The sequence below is a fragment of the Kordia zhangzhouensis genome, from assembly GCF_001005305.1.
Taxonomy (GTDB): Bacteria; Bacteroidota; Bacteroidia; order Flavobacteriales; family Flavobacteriaceae; genus Kordia; species Kordia zhangzhouensis.
This window is the reverse complement of sequence record NZ_LBMH01000001.1, coordinates 99,611-115,885: the sequence shown is the minus strand read 5'-3', so window position 1 is coordinate 115,885 and position 16,275 is coordinate 99,611. Positions and strand designations below refer to the sequence as shown.

Annotated in this window: 16 protein-coding genes and 7 tRNA genes; all 23 read right to left on the bottom strand. The window is 34.4% G+C overall.

All coding sequences use genetic code 11. From position 1 onward, the window contains the following. Window positions 1-17: 17 nt before the first annotated feature. Entirely contained in the window at window positions 18-986 is a 969-nt protein-coding gene (gene arsM, locus AA088_RS00570) for an arsenosugar biosynthesis arsenite methyltransferase ArsM (RefSeq protein ID WP_046742992.1), read from the bottom strand. Further along, window positions 987-1,412, bottom strand: a complete 426-nt coding sequence (locus AA088_RS17485; RefSeq protein WP_052752731.1) for a DoxX family membrane protein — start codon at window positions 1,410-1,412, stop codon at window positions 987-989. Window positions 1,413-1,470: 58 nt separating this feature from the next. Then, entirely contained in the window at window positions 1,471-2,283 is an 813-nt protein-coding gene (locus AA088_RS00560) for a purine-nucleoside phosphorylase (protein WP_046742991.1), read from the bottom strand. 9 nt (window positions 2,284-2,292) lie between these two features. Next, window positions 2,293-2,901 (bottom strand): TIGR04282 family arsenosugar biosynthesis glycosyltransferase, encoded by a 609-nt coding sequence (locus tag AA088_RS00555; RefSeq protein WP_046742990.1) that lies wholly within the window; start codon window positions 2,899-2,901, stop codon window positions 2,293-2,295. Window positions 2,902-2,907: 6 nt separating this feature from the next. Beyond that, complete coding sequence (locus AA088_RS00550) at window positions 2,908-3,423, bottom strand: rhodanese-like domain-containing protein (protein WP_046742989.1); 516 nt, start codon at window positions 3,421-3,423, stop codon at window positions 2,908-2,910. Window positions 3,424-3,497: 74 nt separating this feature from the next. Continuing rightward, on the bottom strand, window positions 3,498-4,553 hold the full coding sequence (gene arsS / locus AA088_RS00545; protein WP_046742988.1) for an arsenosugar biosynthesis radical SAM (seleno)protein ArsS: 1,056 nt from the start codon (window positions 4,551-4,553) through the stop codon (window positions 3,498-3,500). A gap of 114 nt (window positions 4,554-4,667) precedes the next feature. After that, window positions 4,668-5,003, bottom strand: coding sequence for an arsenosugar biosynthesis-associated peroxidase-like protein (locus AA088_RS00540; RefSeq protein WP_046742987.1), 336 nt, complete (start codon window positions 5,001-5,003; stop codon window positions 4,668-4,670). A 403-nt stretch (window positions 5,004-5,406) separates the two neighbouring features. Further along, window positions 5,407-6,669, bottom strand: coding sequence for a lanthionine synthetase LanC family protein (locus AA088_RS00535; protein ID WP_046742986.1), 1,263 nt, complete (start codon window positions 6,667-6,669; stop codon window positions 5,407-5,409). Beyond that, window positions 6,662-7,717 (bottom strand): T3SS effector HopA1 family protein, encoded by a 1,056-nt coding sequence (locus tag AA088_RS17480; protein WP_052752730.1) that lies wholly within the window; start codon window positions 7,715-7,717, stop codon window positions 6,662-6,664. Before AA088_RS17480 ends, AA088_RS00535 begins: the two co-directional genes overlap by 8 nt. Window positions 7,718-7,720: 3 nt before the next feature. Beyond that, entirely contained in the window at window positions 7,721-8,800 is a 1,080-nt protein-coding gene (locus AA088_RS00525; RefSeq protein WP_046742985.1) for a phosphotransferase, read from the bottom strand. Between the two features lie 89 nt (window positions 8,801-8,889). Further along, complete coding sequence (locus AA088_RS00520) at window positions 8,890-9,822, bottom strand: hypothetical protein (RefSeq protein WP_046742984.1); 933 nt, start codon at window positions 9,820-9,822, stop codon at window positions 8,890-8,892. 84 nt (window positions 9,823-9,906) lie between these two features. Then, window positions 9,907-10,317 (bottom strand): hypothetical protein, encoded by a 411-nt coding sequence (locus AA088_RS00515; protein ID WP_046742983.1) that lies wholly within the window; start codon window positions 10,315-10,317, stop codon window positions 9,907-9,909. An 18-nt stretch (window positions 10,318-10,335) separates the two neighbouring features. Beyond that, entirely contained in the window at window positions 10,336-11,874 is a 1,539-nt protein-coding gene (locus AA088_RS00510) for a S53 family peptidase (protein ID WP_052752729.1), read from the bottom strand. Between the two features lie 250 nt (window positions 11,875-12,124). Continuing rightward, window positions 12,125-12,502 carry a helix-turn-helix domain-containing protein gene (locus tag AA088_RS00505; RefSeq protein WP_162199664.1) on the bottom strand — a complete coding sequence of 126 codons (378 nt, stop codon included), beginning with the start codon at window positions 12,500-12,502 and terminating at the stop codon, window positions 12,125-12,127. Between the two features lie 164 nt (window positions 12,503-12,666). Next, complete coding sequence (locus AA088_RS00500; RefSeq protein WP_046742982.1) at window positions 12,667-13,767, bottom strand: slipin family protein; 1,101 nt, start codon at window positions 13,765-13,767, stop codon at window positions 12,667-12,669. A gap of 737 nt (window positions 13,768-14,504) precedes the next feature. Beyond that, complete coding sequence (locus tag AA088_RS00495) at window positions 14,505-14,825, bottom strand: hypothetical protein (RefSeq protein ID WP_046742981.1); 321 nt, start codon at window positions 14,823-14,825, stop codon at window positions 14,505-14,507. A gap of 171 nt (window positions 14,826-14,996) precedes the next feature. Next, window positions 14,997-15,067, bottom strand: a tRNA-His gene (locus AA088_RS00490). Window positions 15,068-15,074: 7 nt separating this feature from the next. Continuing rightward, window positions 15,075-15,147 (bottom strand) — tRNA-Met (locus tag AA088_RS00485). Between the two features lie 4 nt (window positions 15,148-15,151). After that, window positions 15,152-15,222 (bottom strand) — tRNA-Gln (locus AA088_RS00480). A 102-nt stretch (window positions 15,223-15,324) separates the two neighbouring features. After that, window positions 15,325-15,398 (bottom strand) — tRNA-Leu (locus tag AA088_RS00475). A gap of 14 nt (window positions 15,399-15,412) precedes the next feature. Next, window positions 15,413-15,484 (bottom strand) — tRNA-Pro (locus AA088_RS18115). A 5-nt stretch (window positions 15,485-15,489) separates the two neighbouring features. After that, window positions 15,490-15,562: transfer RNA gene (locus AA088_RS00470), tRNA-Asp, on the bottom strand. A 12-nt stretch (window positions 15,563-15,574) separates the two neighbouring features. Next, window positions 15,575-15,647, bottom strand: a tRNA-Cys gene (locus AA088_RS00465). Window positions 15,648-16,275: the final 628 nt, after the last annotated feature.

Sequence of the window (16,275 nt, the reverse complement as noted above, 5' to 3'; positions counted from 1 at the left end):
AGAGCTTTCTTGATTTTTTAACAGCATCCGCCGCCATCGTAGTGATAGGTAGACTCTGAGATGAAAATATCATCTCTTCCCAAATCGGCCAATGCCTGTGCAGTTTTATCACAAATAGCAATTGGTTGATTTTTTAATAAAACATGCCCTTTTTTGTCGTCAAAGTACTCTTCAGAGCCAAAGTAAATAGCAGCTCTTCCAGTAAATATACATGGTCCGTCGGCTGGCATAGGATCTTTAATTGCAGCAACTTCGATAGACTCTATATAAATCAACTCATCTGTTGGATAATTTTTCGGATCAAGAATACGATATGGTTTTCTTGCGCGAATTTCAATAGTTCCAAAACCAGCATCTGTAAGCATTTTTACATATTCAGCAATCGGCAAACTTCCACTGAGACATAAAGCACGTAGGCGTTCGTCATTACGCAGGGTTTCATTCATTGGTTGTTCGCAAGTTGGATCACTCATAACAAGTTTTCCGTGCGGCTTTAAAACTCGATACATTTCTGAAATCGCTTTTTTTAGGTCGTCTGTTTTAAAGATATTGAACAGACAGTTTTGTGCTGCTACATCTATAGAATTATCTGCTACAGGTAAGTTTAAAGCATCTCCTTTACGTAAGTCTACAAACTCACTTTTAAACCAGTCGTTTTGTTGTTCTGCTTCTATAAAATTTTTACGAGAAGCTTCAAGCATTTCATCAACAACATCTAATCCTATTACGCCACCTTTTTGTCGGTTGAAATAGGCAAATTGTAATAGTTCCATTCCGCCTCCAACTCCAACATATAACATTGTTGGATTGTTCGTAAGATCGCGAGCGTGCACTGTACTTCCACAACCATAATTCATTTCTTGCATGATTTTAGGAATTTTTAAGCCAGGTAATTCCCAAATAGGATTGGTGGTACAACAGAGGCCTACATCAGGTGTTAATGCAGCTTCTTTATAAACGTCGTGTGTAGTATCTAAATAACTCATTTAGTTTGATTGTTTATTTTTTTGTAATAATGTGTCTAGTCGATAGTTGTCCCATTCTGTCGGTAATAGGAGTAAAGCTATCAGTAAAATAGCTCTGTACATTACGTGCGATAAATCCCAGATAGGCGCTGTTAAGCCATGTCCGAAAGTAACAATTAGTAGTACAGATGCCAAAGCATATAACGTATAGTCGCGCTTGAATCCAATAATTAACAGTAAACCACCAAAAAACTCTACATATGAGGTGTAATAGGCAGTAGCTTGTAATAAGAATTCTGGTAAAATTCCTTCGTAAGGTTTAGCAAAAAAGTTGGTATATACTTTGTCAACGCCAAAGGTGAAAACTTTTCCAAACCCTTGAAAAAAGAATATGAATCCCAATAGTAATCGAATCGTGAGAAGTGCTATTTTTTTATTGGTATTCATATGTTTTTTAGATGAAAGTTGCTGTTTTTATGTAATCTTTTTTTTGCTGCTTCTTAATTTAAAATGTTTTGATTAGTTCTGTAAAGAGCGTAATCATTTTTGGTTCTGTTTTTCCTGCTACTGCGATAATATCTTCAATGTCTACTGGAGCTAAATTGTCAGGATCGCATTCGTCAGTTAAAACAGAAATTGCAATACATGGCAACTTTAAATGATTTGCGACAATGACTTCTGGGACAGTACTCATCCCTACAGCATCAGCACCGATAATTTTTAACATTCGGTATTCGGCACGTGTTTCCAATTGTGGTCCAATTACACTTGCATACACACCTTTTTGAATATCGATATGATGATTTTTAGCAATATCTTCAATGGTAGCAATCATTTTAGCATCGTATGGTGCGCTCATATCAGCAAATCGATCACCAAATTGTCCAACACCTTTAAAGGCTAAAGGTGAGCCGCCTTGTAAATTGATATGATCGTCAATAATCATAATATCTCCTTTTTTGTAATTGAGATTGATTGCTCCTGCAGCATTCGATACTAAAAGTCTCTGTATGCCTAATTGATGCATAATGCGAATAGGATAAGTGATGTCAACAAAATCATAGCCTTCATATAAGTGAAAACGACCTTGCATCACAATTACTTTTTTTCCTGCTAAAGTTCCATAAATCAGCTTGCCTGTGTGAAATTCGACAGTTGCCAAAGGAAAATAAGGGATGTTATTGTAATGTGCTTCAGCAATAATTTCTATATCATCAATCAATTTTCCTAATCCTGTACCTAGTACAATCCCGATTTCTGGTTTGTCAAATCCTTTGTTTATTAGATATTCAGTAGTTTCTGTAATGTGTTTTTGCATACGGGTATATTATGAAATGTATTTTTTAAATGTTTCGTAAGGTAATAAATCTTCAGCGTAGTCTATATCATTCAACGTTTCAAGAAGATGAATTTTTTCTGCATTAAGATCATTTAGAGTGTCTTGTAAAACGGTTTCTGTTCCCCAATTTTTTTGTGTAAATGCTTTTTTGTGTAAACGATTCATTCCTAAAAGGTAGTAACCACCATCTTTTGCAGGGCCGAGTACAATATCGTTTGTGTTTAGAGCTTCCATTGCCTCTTCAATGTGTTTAGGTTGTAAGTCATACAAATCACTTCCAATAATGATTACTTTTTTATAGTGATTAGCAAAAGCTTCGGTGAATGCGTGTAGCATGCGCTCGCCAAGATCTTTGCCTTTTTGAACTGCTTTTTGATAAATATTATCTGACCAAATATCGTTTGTATGAATTTTGACGGAGTACCAAACGCATTTATCAACATGTAATTGTTGTAACACAGTTTCGGTATGTTGTAAAAGCTCTTTATAAACTTCAAGTGCGGCTTTTTCTCCAATTCCTTGTGCCAAACGGGTTTTAACTTTTCCTAATTCAGGATTTCTAACAAAAGTGATGATGAGCGTTGATGAATCACGCATATTTTACTACTCTTTTTTGGGTGTTGATTTTTTAAAAATTTTAGTGCCCTTTTTTAACCAGATACTCCAATCTTCGTTAAATGTATGTACATTTTCCGTTTCCTTTCCTTGAGCATCAACAACTATTTGATCTTGGTTTTTCCACTCAAAAATCCCTCCGTATAAATTGTACACGTTTGTATATCCCGCTTTTTGTAACTTTTCAGCAATATCTTCCGAACGGATTCCTAATGAGCAGTATACAATAATAAGTTTGTCTCTTTCTTTTGGAAGTACTTTTTGAATTTTTTTAAGCTTAAACTTATCATAACCAACACATATTGCCTCTTGAATGTGACTTGTTTGGTATTCTTCAAGTTCGCGACTATCAAGCAATACAAAATTCTGTTTTTGAACTAATTCAGCTACGGTAATGTAAGGAACAGTTTGTTTATTCTCTTTTTGCAACAGACTATCGAGTTTTGTTTGCCCATTTACTAAAGAGACAACTGTAAAGATGAATATGTATAGAATGTATTTCATTAATAGTGTAAATTCATATGACTTGAACTGTAGCTCAACTTAGCTGTATTCTCAATATAAAAGCTTCAATTGTACTATGCTACGGTTCCTTGACAACTGCTTCCCGCACCAGCAGTGCAACCGAAACAGTGTTGTGAGATTATGATATTTCTGTTTTGTAACAATTCTTCGTTGTATTCTGAGATGTGTTTTATTTTGCTTGCAACTTTTAAATCGAGCATTTGATTAAAATCACAATCGTATAGCCAACCGTCCCAACTAACAGAAACAGTGTTTGTGCACATTACGTTTGCAACGGCGGCAGGATTGAAAGCTTCTACTAATGAATACATATAATCTTCATAGTTGTCTGAGGCAATCAAATAGTCTAAAAAGCGACTAATAGGAAGGTTTGTAATTGCAAATAGGTGGTGGAATTGAATTCCGAAATCTTCTACTAATGCTTTTTTGAAATCTTTTTCTAATGCCAATTGATCACCTGGGAGAAAAGCTCCTGAAGGGTTGTAAACCAAATCTAATCGCAAATGGCTGTCAGGTATACCATAACCAACGGCATTCAACTCTTGAAGTGCTTTGATAGACTTGTCAAATACACCATCACCGCGTTGTTTGTCTGTTTTTCCACGTGTCCAATGTGGCATGGAAGAAACCACATGTACATTATGTTTTTTAAAGAATTCTGGAAGATCGTAATATTTCTTGTTAGCTCTGATGATTGTTAAATTAGAACGCACAATAAAGTCTTTTACCCCTATTTTAGAAGCTTCTTCTACAAACCAACGAAAGTTAGGATTCATTTCTGGAGCACCGCCAGTTAAATCGAGCGTATGCGCACCAGTTTTTTCGATTACATCCAAACATTGTTGCATGGTTTCACGTGTCATGATTTCTTTCCGGTCTGGACCCGCATCTACATGACAGTGAGCGCAGACTTGATTACACATATATCCTACGTTGATTTGTAAAATTTCAATCTTTTTGGGTTGAAGCGGAAATTGATTGGTTTCTTTTATTTTACTAGCAAACGTAGGCAGTTCGCCACTTTGAAAAATTCCATTGGAAAGAATTTCTAGTTGTCGCTGCGTATTTGCAAGTTCGCTTTCTCGTTTAAGTAGGGACTTTGTCGCCATTAATCAGTTTTTTATTTTCTTTCTACATTATGTACGTGAACTGTGCATGCTTGGTTTGATTGCTTTTAAAGCATCTTTACATTATTGATATGATTGTGTAAGAATGCTATTTGTTCACATTTCTAATTTGTTGACTTTGTTCATCATTTGTACGCCGTGAACAAGCGTTGCACCTCCTTTGATTGCTGCACCTACATGAATTGCTTCCATCATTTCTTCTTTTGTAATTCCACGTTGTAATCCATCTTGTGTGTACGCATCAATACAATACGGACATTGTTCAGTATGCGCCACAGCTAAGGCAATCAAAGATTTTTCACGAGGAGTTAAAGCACCTTCTTCGAATACTTTTCCATAGTATTCGAAAAATTTTTCTCCAAGTTCTTTGCTCCATTCTGCAATTGAACCAAATTTTTTAAGGTCTCTAGGATTATAGTATGATTTGTCCATAATTTAATTAATTCAATGTTGAGATTTGCTAAAGTACGCAAAAACATACAGTCTTTAATGTGACGAGATTTTTTTTAAAACTTTACATTGGGGTTGAATAAAAATAAAAAATCCTAAGTCGTACAACTTAGGATTTTCTTGAAGTTCTGTTAAAACATCGTGCCCGTTTTCCTTATAATGACTACAACCTCTATTATAAAACACTTTGTTTTACTTAGAACTATTTTAGTGTTGTAAAAGTAATTTCAAGTATGCAATATTGCACTAGGGAATACCTTAATTTTAAACAGGAAAATAACCCTTATAAGTAAGTTTTGCTTGTAAGAAAAACTATTGAAAGAAATCTCAGTTTCTCTATATTTCAAGAGAAATAGAGATTTCAAAATAATTGGAGCGTTTTATTTTAAGGGACTAAAGCCGATGGAATCATTATATCTGCTAAGCGCAAATAAAACAATCCAGTTCCAGATAACCCTAACATAAGTCCTACATTTTCTTGTTGTCCAATTGTAAATCCGCTAGGATCATTTACACCGCTGGGAAAAATAGTTCCTGTTTTGTCGTACTGTGCAATTCCAAAATCACCAACATTTTGAGCAACTTGTATGTACGTAGGGTCTTCTAAAAGTTGGTATGCATGTAAAAGAATATCAGCATTTCCTGCTAAACCATGGCATAGAGAGAAGTTGGCTTTTGTATTGACGTTTGTTTCTTTTATAACACTTCTTTTAGTTGTTTCTAGAGCTGTTTTTGCTTCTTGCAAAAAGTACGTTTGTTGTGTCATTTCGTATGCTTTGAGATGTGCAATAGCAATTCCTGGTGCTCCATGACACCACATAGTACCGTAATGTAACGGCTTTGTTCCATCATATTGACGCAAATCTGGCCAATTTTGAGATTGTTCATTGAACCATTGCTTTTCGTAGTTGAATCCGCCAATAGCAGCATGCCAATACGCTTCGTTTTTGGTAGTTGCATATAGTTCCATTAGAGCAGAAGCAATACCACAAGCGCCATGTGAATATCCGGTTAGTGCATTTGTAGGATCAACAGTCATCCACGAACAAACTTGTCCGTTTTGCTGCATTTTATTTAATAAAAATTGTCCACAATCATTTGCTATTTCTAAAAATGTATCATCTTGAACAGCATAATAGAGTTTTAGCAAAACTGAAATAGAACCAGCAGCTCCCGAAATAATGTCCACTTCTTGATCGGTAATTTCTAATCCTTTGACAGATTTAACACATTGTAATCCCTTTTCAGAAATCGAAGGATTTCCTAATTTTTTCCCAATACGCCATAATGTAAACCCTACACCAATTTTCCCCGAATAATACCCATAATTATTTACATTCTTTTTTTCGAGATTAAAATCAATGGTATTTAATGTACCATTAATTGTATGTAAAACGATAGGGTCATTGATTTTGTTATATAATTCGGTCAAGAATAAAGCAATTCCAGTAAGTCCGCTATACAAATCAATACTGCATGCTTTTACTGCAGTTTCATATTTGTCGCCAACTACGGCTACTTCATGACTAGTCCAATTGCACATATTTTGATGCCAAATGGCTTCTTTACTTAGATACTTACCAATATTATGAGCGGTTTGTATGTACATTTGAAGGTCTTTTGTTGTTGAGGTTTCTATATTAGTCATAAGATGGAAAAGTTGGAGTTATAGCAGTATGTCTGTTTAGGTATAAGCGATCTGTTGTCATTCCTTTTTTAGCTAAATATTGTATGGTATGCTCGAAGGTTTTAGCGAAATTTTGATGCTGCTGAAAAGCCTCTACAAGTGCTTCAGCAATTGCAAAAGAACGACTCATGCCAAAACTTTGTCCTTTGCCAGGATCTTCTGCATAACTAACACCTTTGAAAAGTTTTTTGGTAAACATAGGAATTTCGTCAACTAGATAAGTTTCTAGTGTAGGTATTATGGATTTTAGTATGATTGCTACAATTTGTACGTGTTTTTTATCGAGATATAAGACAGCCGAGTCAGAACGAACGTAAAGTGCCGGATGATTTAAACATTTGAATTGAAAAGGAATTTTATATGAATTTAATGTACTTGTAAGAAGTTGAATTAATTCTCCAGCTCCTTCTGGAGTAATATTCCAGTATATTCTAGCTATTTCGGCTTCTTGAGGAAATATTTCGTTGCTAAATACATGATAAAATACAGGTTGCAAGTTCTTATTTTCTTTAAACCTATTTAAGTGTACTTTCGTATTGATTTCTGGTTGTTTTTGATGTGGGTTTGCATATTGATACGAATTGGGTTGCAACCAGCGCAATTCATCATTTTTTTGAATATAAATACTTCCTGTATTTTGGTCAATGTTGTAGATATTCCAATTATAATCGAACCCATTTATAGATGTATTGGCTTTGGAAAGTTGTTCCATAAACAACTCTCGTTCTCCTTTAGGTGGAATTTTGGTAGTATGTTCTTCTTCATTGATACCACAGTAGAAACGCATATAAATACTATTGGTTATCGCATTGATAAGATTGATGCGCTGTTGATGTGTATCAATCGTAGTATTACTCCCAAACGATTTGAAATCTTCTGAAAATGTATGATAAGGTGCTTGGTGTTGTACATACTCTTCTGTGCCAAGCACAATATAAGTGCTTAATGAAGTGATTTGAACAGCATCAACAATTTGCTTTATTTGTTGGGTATATATAGTTTCTTTCATACTTTAATCAATTAAATTCCATTGTTTCGCAATTCCTGATGTGTCTTCTAAAATATGATTGCAGAATTGTAAAATTCGCACAGAATTTGCATAAATGTGTGATTGGGCCATATTATTTTCAAAAGCAGTCTGTATCATTCGAACTGCCATATATGAGAGTGTTTTAATTAATTTTTTGGAACTCTCTTTAGCTGAAAATTCTTGTTTTTTTGCATAAGTATCCCAAAGTATTTTTACAATAGGAGTGATTTTTTCTATTGATAAAAATTCAGTTCCTTGTGTTTGAAGATGCTGTTGTATATTTTGATTATTAAAACTTAACACCCATGCACTAAAATATGATTGAAAAACTCCAGCCACATCCCATAAAGGGTCTCCAAGATCTGCGATTTCCCAATCAACTAATTTGATGTCTTCATTGTTAGGTATTACAATAAAGTTCATCCATTTAATATCCCCATGAATCAAACTAGTAGTTTCCCATTGTGTTGCTAATTTTTCAATTTTTTTAACTAAATCTTGATGTTTGTGAATTTCAGCAATAACAGAATTGGTAATGCCTTTAGGGTTCGCATTTAACAGTTGACTTGTGTTTAGAATCCAAGGAAGTTGTTTACTAAAAAATTGTAAAGAGCTATTTTTCTTAATCTCATTTGTAATATCAAAATGATAAGAAGCTAAAATGTTTGCCATTTTAATAGCGTGTGTCTTAGATAGTTTTTGATCTCTGTAGGTAACTTCATGAACATTTTTAGTGTTGGCAAAATATTCAGTAACTAATATGTTTTGATAAGGATCATACCCATAATAATCAGGAATGTGTTTTGCTGTTTCTCGATACAGATTAGATTGATGAATTAAATAATGACTGGTAGCATCTTTTTGCATTAAATAACTATTGGTAGCATCTTGCGTAATGAGTTGCTTAACAAAAAGGCCTTTATTGTTTTCTTGTTGAATTTTGAATATGGAATTTCGGCTTTGAGTTTGAGTTAACAGGTAGTCTCCAGACATAAAAGTATCAGGTTCAAGAAACCCTTTGTCTAGCAAATAATAGGTAATATTTTTTTTTGTTAAGCGCATTTTGAAAATTATTTTGGTTGGAAAAGTTGCCCGTAAAAACAGGCAACTTTATATAAAAAATAGCTGTATCTGTAGTAGATAAGCTGTTGTTAGCAAACGGGCCAAGCTCCTGTACAGCTGCGTGTTGGAATACAGTTGGCTACTGGAATGCTATGAATTTGAGCTTGTGCATTTCCTGCATCATCACAACCAATTTGTGTACAAACTGTTGCGGCAGTTCCTTGTGGTTTGTGGCAACCTTCATACCCTGTACATCCTAATAAATGTGTTGGTCCACCACACATACTTGGTTGTGTACAAAGTGTAGCAGCAGTACCAGGTTGTCCGCATCCAAGATAAGCAGTATGTCCAATAGTTTGTGCATGTGCTCCATCATTATCTTGACCGCACCCTTGATAACCAGTTGGTCCTACTATAGTACACCCTTGTGTTCCTGTAGGTCCCACTACTGTACATCCTTGCCATCCAGTTACACCAATAGTTTGTGCTTGAGCATTATCTTGACCACACCCTTGATAACCAGTTGGCCCTACTATAGTACAACCTTGCGTTCCTGTAGGACCCACTACTGTACATCCTTGCCATCCAGTTACACCAATAGTTTGTGCATGTGCATTTCCTTGATGGCATCCTTGATAACCAGTTGGTCCCACTATAGTACACCCTTGTGTTCCTGTAGGTCCTACTACTGTACATCCATACCATCCGGTGATACCAATAGTTTGAGCTTGAGCTCTTCCTCCTTGAGGACATGTAAGCGTTACTGGAGGAATACCACATCCTTGGAACCAAGTATTAATTACAGTTTGAGCTTGTGCATTTCCTTGATGGCATCCTTGGTAACCAGTTGGTCCCACTATAGTACACCCTTGCGTTCCAGTTGGACCTAAACAATGTCCAGGTTGTGTGCAACCTTGTGTTCCAGTAGGTCCAAGAGTCTGTGCTTGTGCGTGGCCTCCACCTACTTGCCCACATGTTAACGTAACAGGTGGAATTCCACACCCGTGAAAAAATGTAAACATAATAATAAAAGTTAAAGGTTAATAAATTGATTTTTAAATCTTTCGATTCGGATAATTGATAATTTTGTTTCAATTATTTTGTCATTATCTGCATTTCCCACAACCACAAACAGGCGCATTACCCTTTTTTTGTTGCTGTTGCGAAGTATTGTTTTGTGTAGTATTTATGAATTGTTGATATATATCACCTTGAAAAAATTGAGCAGCTTCTTGTTGAGTTCTTGTATCGTAAGTATTTAAGTAGGAAGAAGCATTTTTTATCCATAGTATTGTTCCACCAAAAAGACTGTGTGTTTTAGTCATTTTTACGTGATGTACAATATCTTTTTCATGAATATTGATTGAGTTTTTTAATAAAGGGTCAAAATAGAATGTAATGGATTCTTCATCAGTACTTGCTGCGACAAATCCATATATCATGAGTATATCGGCTATTTTTTCTCCGTTTTTAATCAATTTTTTAGGAAGTTCATCTATTGTTAATTTATTTGCCATATCATTGTTTTTTGTGGATTATTCTAAACTATCAATAGCGTGTAATAATTCTTTTCCATTAGGAGTTCCTAAACCTGTACATGGATTCCAGTCAGAAGCCGCTACATACAAATTATTGTTGCCTTCCAATACTTGATGAAAAACGGGTGTGCCCATTAGTCTGTATAAGTATGAATTGATAAACCCAAGTCTATAACCCAGATTTTGATTGATTCTAGCAATAAGCGCTGCCCATAAAGGTGTGGCTAGGCTGGTTCCTCCAATTTTAGCCCAATTTCCTTCAAAGAAAATAGCATATCCAGAAGCATCAGCAGCGTTAGCCGCAATATCAGGAATTCCTCTTCCTCCTGCTTTTTGATAAGGTTCAAATTGAGGAAATTTATGAATGTAATTTTGAATGGCAAGTGTTTGGTAAGGCTGTTCGGCAATCCGTTGACTAAAACCACCACCACTGGCTATTTGTGATTGTGGTGTGGATTCGTTCCAAACAGTTTCTTCATACATGTTCGTATTTTCAATAAAAGTTTTTGTTCCGCCACAAGCTAATACATATGGAGAGTTAACAGGAACATTAACATTTGCATACGGTTTATTGTTGAATGCTCCATTATCTCCAGAAGCTCCTACAATTGTAATTCCTTTTAGAGCTGCTTCATGAAAAACGCTATTTAACTCTGTAATTTCTTGCATAGAATAGCCAAGTTCTGAACCAGCCCAACTGATAGAGATTACGGAGAGTTTATTTTGAGTGTCAGCCAAAGCCATCTTCATGGCATTCAAAATCGAAGTTCCGTAGTAAATTACAAATTTAGCTTTTGGAGCTAGTAATCCAGCTACTTGAATATCGGCTGTGACTTCAACATTATCATTTATAGGCGTAGTAGTTGGTTTACCGATAATTTGAATTTCTGGAACGGGAATATTGTATTTGGCAAAGAAGGTATCTAAATCACTTTGTTCAAACTTCCCACCTAGTTCAATGATTCCTATGGTTTCTTTTTCTCCATCTCCTTCAGGAAAGTTATAAGCTTCTGCTAGCTCTAATATGCTGTATCCTTGTGAAGGTTCTTGTATAGGAATTGGGTTTCCGCGACCTACGCGTTTTTCTTGATTATTTTTTACAAATCCTGTTTTTTGATGTGGGGCTAATATATCATCTGGACTAGCATTTTCTTTGGCGTCGACATCTTTTACATCTAAATGAATATCTCCTTGCGTACTTAAAAATTTAAGTGAGTCAATTGGTGAGGAGTCATTTTCTTTGATGTTGAGTACATCTTTTGAGTGTATTTTGATTGTAATTTCTCGTGATAATTTATCAAAAGAGACCTCCCAATTATTTTCTTTGGCATGATCTATAATTTCATTTGCTTCATTCATGCTAGGAGCAAAAATTCTAGAATGTGTAGTGTTTGAAAGATATTTTCGATCTCTAGGATGTTTTAGGATTGCATCATCAATTATTCTTTGCTGTCGTTCTGTGACGTCATTGATAGGAACGTATACTTTAATCTCTAAAATGTCTTCTTTTTGGCTATTTTCATGAGTGGCTTCCATAAAAAGTAATCTGTTTGGTAAAGGTTACTCAAAGTTGCAGAATACGCCTTTATTTTAGATGCGTAGTTTCCCTTGGTTTTGAGATTGAGTATTATCACTTTTGAGCCCGTAAAAAATACGTATCGATTTTTATTGAATATTCTTTGTGTTGAAATTCAGTAGTTTATGGTGTTGTTGGAAATGAAAAAGTCCCTGAGTTTTTAAATGTAAACCAGGAACTTTCACTTCAAGAAAAATGTGTGCAGAAATATCATTTAGGTTTTAACGTTTGTAAATAATTGGACGGATTTACACCAGTGTATTTTTTAAAAGCTTTTGTAAAAGCTTCTGTACTTCCAAATCCTGTTTTTTTAGCAAGAGTTTTTATGGTTAATGTATGAAATGTCTCGTTTGAGTTTAACTCTTTTAAAAGATATTGTATACGCAACTCATTAATGTATGTGCTAAAGTTTTTTTCGTAATAGCTATTGATAATTTTGGAGAGATATTTTGGATTGGTGTCTAATTTTTTAGCTAGTGATTGTAAGGTTGTTTTTTTAAAAAATCCTTTACTTTGTTCAAAATCACTTAATTTATCCATAATATCTAAGATTACATTTTCAGGAATTTCAAGTGTGTTAGGTTGCATTTTCCTTTCTTTATAAAAGAATCTTTTAAAAGTATGTATAGCTTTTTCAATATAATGTTTCATTTTGTGTGTAAAAATTTCTAATAAGAAAGTAGTCTCACAACCGTTTTGGTAGAACGATCATGAGACAATTAAAAACATAGTGATTATGTATTATTGCTTATTTATTTGTTTGTTGAAAAAATGTCTTTTAACTGTTTTACGACACCGCCGTTTCCAGCAACTGTAATTTCGCCAATTTTTTCAGCAATTTTTTCTACATATTCCATTTCTTTCAACTTAAAAAGCATTTCGTTCTCTTCCATCAATTTTGCAGTGTTTAGCAAACTTCTAGTAGAAGCGGTTTCTTCACGACGCGTAATGATGTTTGCCTGCGCTTTTTTTTGTGCAATCAATACTTGGTTCATGATTTCTTTCATTTCACCCGTAAGGATTACATCACGAATACCACAAAATAATACCTTGATACCTAAAGTTTCTTCGGTATTTTTCATGTTTTCAAATACAGCATTGGCTATGTCATCTTTCTGATCTAACAATTCATCTAATGTGTAATTTCCAACATATGAACGCAGTTTTAGCTGCATTGCGATGTACAATTGCTTTTCATAATCTTTGTTATTTAAAACAGCTTTTTTAAGATCTATAACTTTGTATTGTGTATAGAAGTTAATTCGAATTGCGGCTTTATCTTTTGTTAACAATTCTTGACCAGAAATTTCTAGTTGTAATTGACGCATATCTACTTTTGAAATTTTTAAGCTTGTAGCATTTCTCCAAAAGCGGTAAATACCTGCATTTAGAATTTTTTCGTACTGATCGTCTATTAACAAAATACCTTTTTCATATTCTAATACTTCAAATGTTTTGATATATTTTGCTAAGTTGTAATTGCTTAGCAAGTTTTTATCTTCAATCTCGGTAATATCTATTTTGCTTAAGTCAATTCGAGTAAAAGTTCGTTCTACTAAGCCTTTCCAGTACAAGTGCTGTCCTGCTTCCAAAATTGTTTTAAAGTTTCCTTTTTCAAACATCAACACAATTTCGTTATCGTTTACAGTAATTACGTCAAGCATATTTGCTAAATTCTTGTCTTGCAAAATAATTTCACTTGCTACTGGCGCATGAAACTTTTCTGTAAGTTGATAGGTTGCCAATTGCTTGTTAAATCCTAGCCAGTGTGTACCTGAGGTAATCACTTTTTCATAGTTTCCGTTCTTGAAAACCAATCCTACATTTCCTGTATTAATTCGTACTCGTTTCATGATACTACTATTAATTTGTGCCTTTTTAGGCGATTTATACTTTTTTAATAAAAAACATCACGTATGCATCATTTCTTAATCACGGAGATAAAAGATTTTGCATGTTTTTACTAGTTCTTTTTTGAAAATGGAGTCGCACGAGCATTCAACTAATAGGTAGTTTTATGGTTATGTTTGACTTGATTTTCAAGAAATTATAGCTCCTGCAAGCAAGCACTTTTATGTCAAAGTAATCTCAAAACTGCTATTCATTTTGTTTAAAACTTTAGCAGATGGATACGTGAACGTTTTTGTGTCAATTTTTCAGCATGACATACTGGTGATCTTTTTTATAAGAGATCTAACTTGAAGCTACATTAACAGTGTAGTGCTCTACCAATTGAGCTACAATAACCTTGGGTTATTGATCGGACTCGAACCGACACCTTCCTATAAACGTTGTTCTAACCACTGAACTATCTCTGCTGTAAGAGAATGGGATTCGAACCCATGACCCACGTTTCCCTTGGAGGACTTTTTTGGCTAAGCCCAAGCCTTCAAGTCGAATTGCATATAAAATCGTAATACAAATTATGCAACGTTTTACACAATGGTGTTATACAGAAACACGCAACAAGACCCGCTTGATATTTTGATTCGCTAGGCGAAATTATTTCTGATGCAAATATTTTAATTAACTACGCAATTATCTTGCGTAGTTAAAAAATGTTTGGAAAATCCTAATGTTTATATATAAATTAGATTCCTTTCGTAGTTGCATACAATTGATCCCTACGATCAATTTCACCTAAAGGACTTCCTTTAAATATGGAAATGTTTTGGAAACCATTTTCTTCGGTGATTAGTGATTCTTCAGCTAATACAGCACCTCTTCTTTTATTTCCATAATCTCCTGTTAGTTTTTTAGTGGCAGGATCTAAGTCTCCCCATAAATTTGTTGGCTTTCCAGAGTCAATAGGTTCTACAAAGTAGGTGACTCCAGTCCTTTTTGAAGTCACGAGAAATCTTCCAGAATCTTCTGTTTTGTATAAAAACTTTTGTAATACATCGTGTCTCATAACTTTTGTTTTTGATAATTTTTATTTATTCTTATTGGTTGAAAAATGGCAAGATTCGTACTTGCATCTTCGAGATATATACTCGCTATTTTAGATTTAAACTACATCTTCTTGTAGAGTAATAGTATTTTATGCATTTTTGTTTTAAACACTATTCTTCTTTAATTTTTGGGTGACTTCGGGATTTGAACCCTGTTCTTCTCATCCACAGTGAGGCGTTTTACCAAATAAACTAAAGTCACCATTTTGTAGCGATAGAAAGATTCGAACTTTCAACTTCTGACTTATGAGATCAGTGCTTTGCCAATTAAACTATATCGCTAAGATAGATCTGAGAGGAATCGAACCTCTTCTTCGAGAATCAAAGTCTCGTGTGCTAGCCGTTACACAACAGATCAATTTTGTAAGTCTAATAGAATTTGCATCTATACCTTTAGCGGTAAGCTAATGTGCTTCGTTACACCATAGACTTTGAACGCTCCTTTCTAAATTGCGTTAGTACAGAGAGAGAGATTCGAACTCTCAAAAAACTGTTTCTAAGACAGCTGCGTATGCCTATTCCGCCATCTCTGTATTTTGTAATGTTGTCTGAGAAGTAGGATTCGAACCTACAACCTCTCGCGTCCAAGGCGAGTAAACAGCCATTGTTATTTTCTCAGTTTTGCAGTATCGACGGGATTTGAACCCGCAACTTCTCGAGAGACAGTCGAGCACGCTACCCATTGCGTTACGATACTGTGAATTTTTAGAGACAAGGACGAGATTCGAACTCGTAAAAAACAGTTTTGCAGACTGTTGCCTTTACCATTCAGCCACCTTGTCAATTGTTTTGAGGAAGCACGGATATTTGTACTCCGTATTGCAGATTTATAATCTGTTGTTTTGGTTTATAAACGATATCCTCAAATTTTAGTCATAAAAAAAGCATCTCTTTTATGGGAGATGCTTCTGTAAAATGTATTACACGATTATATCATTGTAATATATCTTTACAATACTCCCAAATATTAATACGCTCCACGTCACTTACTTGTTTCGGCAAAAACAGCCCTCTATGTCCAAATGGATAGAGAATGTCTGTGAAAGCAGCTATATGTTGTATATTATTTTTCATGATGTCTTTTTTGTTTTTGACGTTGCAAATATGAAATCTATTTTTCAATTACACAAGCTTTTTTATATTTATTTTACTGATAATCAAATGGTTACACTTGATTTTAAACAATAAAAATCTTGTCCGTTTTTTAACGGATACTTTGCTTTTTTACAACTGTCTGTCTCTCAATTGTTTTTTGTTTCAATGCTTTTTATTTTCTATGTACTTATGCGATGAACATTTTTTTATTTTTTTCATAAAAAAAGCGCCTAATTTCTTAGACGCTTTTGTGATTGTATAATTTTTAAGTTATTTCATGATTAATTATTCATAAAAATTTACATAAAGCGTCAT

Bases quoted from the DNA above. Each gene is read 5' to 3' on its own strand.
- AA088_RS00550 (WP_046742989.1), bottom strand. From the start codon at position 3,423: ATGAAATACATTCTATACATATTCATCTTTACAGTTGTCTCTTTAGTA.
- AA088_RS00520 (WP_046742984.1), bottom strand. From the start codon at position 9,822: ATGTTTACATTTTTTCACGGGTGTGGAATTCCACCTGTTACGTTAACA.
- AA088_RS00495 (WP_046742981.1), bottom strand. From the start codon at position 14,825: ATGAGACACGATGTATTACAAAAGTTTTTATACAAAACAGAAGATTCT.
- AA088_RS00535 (WP_046742986.1), bottom strand. From the start codon at position 6,669: ATGACTAATATAGAAACCTCAACAACAAAAGACCTTCAAATGTACATA.
- arsS (WP_046742988.1), bottom strand. From the start codon at position 4,553: ATGGCGACAAAGTCCCTACTTAAACGAGAAAGCGAACTTGCAAATACG.
- AA088_RS00510 (WP_052752729.1), bottom strand. From the start codon at position 11,874: ATGGAAGCCACTCATGAAAATAGCCAAAAAGAAGACATTTTAGAGATT.
- AA088_RS00505 (WP_162199664.1), bottom strand. From the start codon at position 12,502: ATGCAACCTAACACACTTGAAATTCCTGAAAATGTAATCTTAGATATT.
- AA088_RS00540 (WP_046742987.1), bottom strand. From the start codon at position 5,003: ATGGACAAATCATACTATAATCCTAGAGACCTTAAAAAATTTGGTTCA.
- AA088_RS00560 (WP_046742991.1), bottom strand. From the start codon at position 2,283: ATGCAAAAACACATTACAGAAACTACTGAATATCTAATAAACAAAGGA.
- AA088_RS00555 (WP_046742990.1), bottom strand. From the start codon at position 2,901: ATGCGTGATTCATCAACGCTCATCATCACTTTTGTTAGAAATCCTGAA.
- AA088_RS00525 (WP_046742985.1), bottom strand. From the start codon at position 8,800: ATGCGCTTAACAAAAAAAAATATTACCTATTATTTGCTAGACAAAGGG.
- arsM (WP_046742992.1), bottom strand. From the start codon at position 986: ATGAGTTATTTAGATACTACACACGACGTTTATAAAGAAGCTGCATTA.
- AA088_RS17485 (WP_052752731.1), bottom strand. From the start codon at position 1,412: ATGAATACCAATAAAAAAATAGCACTTCTCACGATTCGATTACTATTG.
- AA088_RS00515 (WP_046742983.1), bottom strand. From the start codon at position 10,317: ATGGCAAATAAATTAACAATAGATGAACTTCCTAAAAAATTGATTAAA.
- AA088_RS00500 (WP_046742982.1), bottom strand. From the start codon at position 13,767: ATGAAACGAGTACGAATTAATACAGGAAATGTAGGATTGGTTTTCAAG.
- AA088_RS17480 (WP_052752730.1), bottom strand. From the start codon at position 7,717: ATGAAAGAAACTATATATACCCAACAAATAAAGCAAATTGTTGATGCT.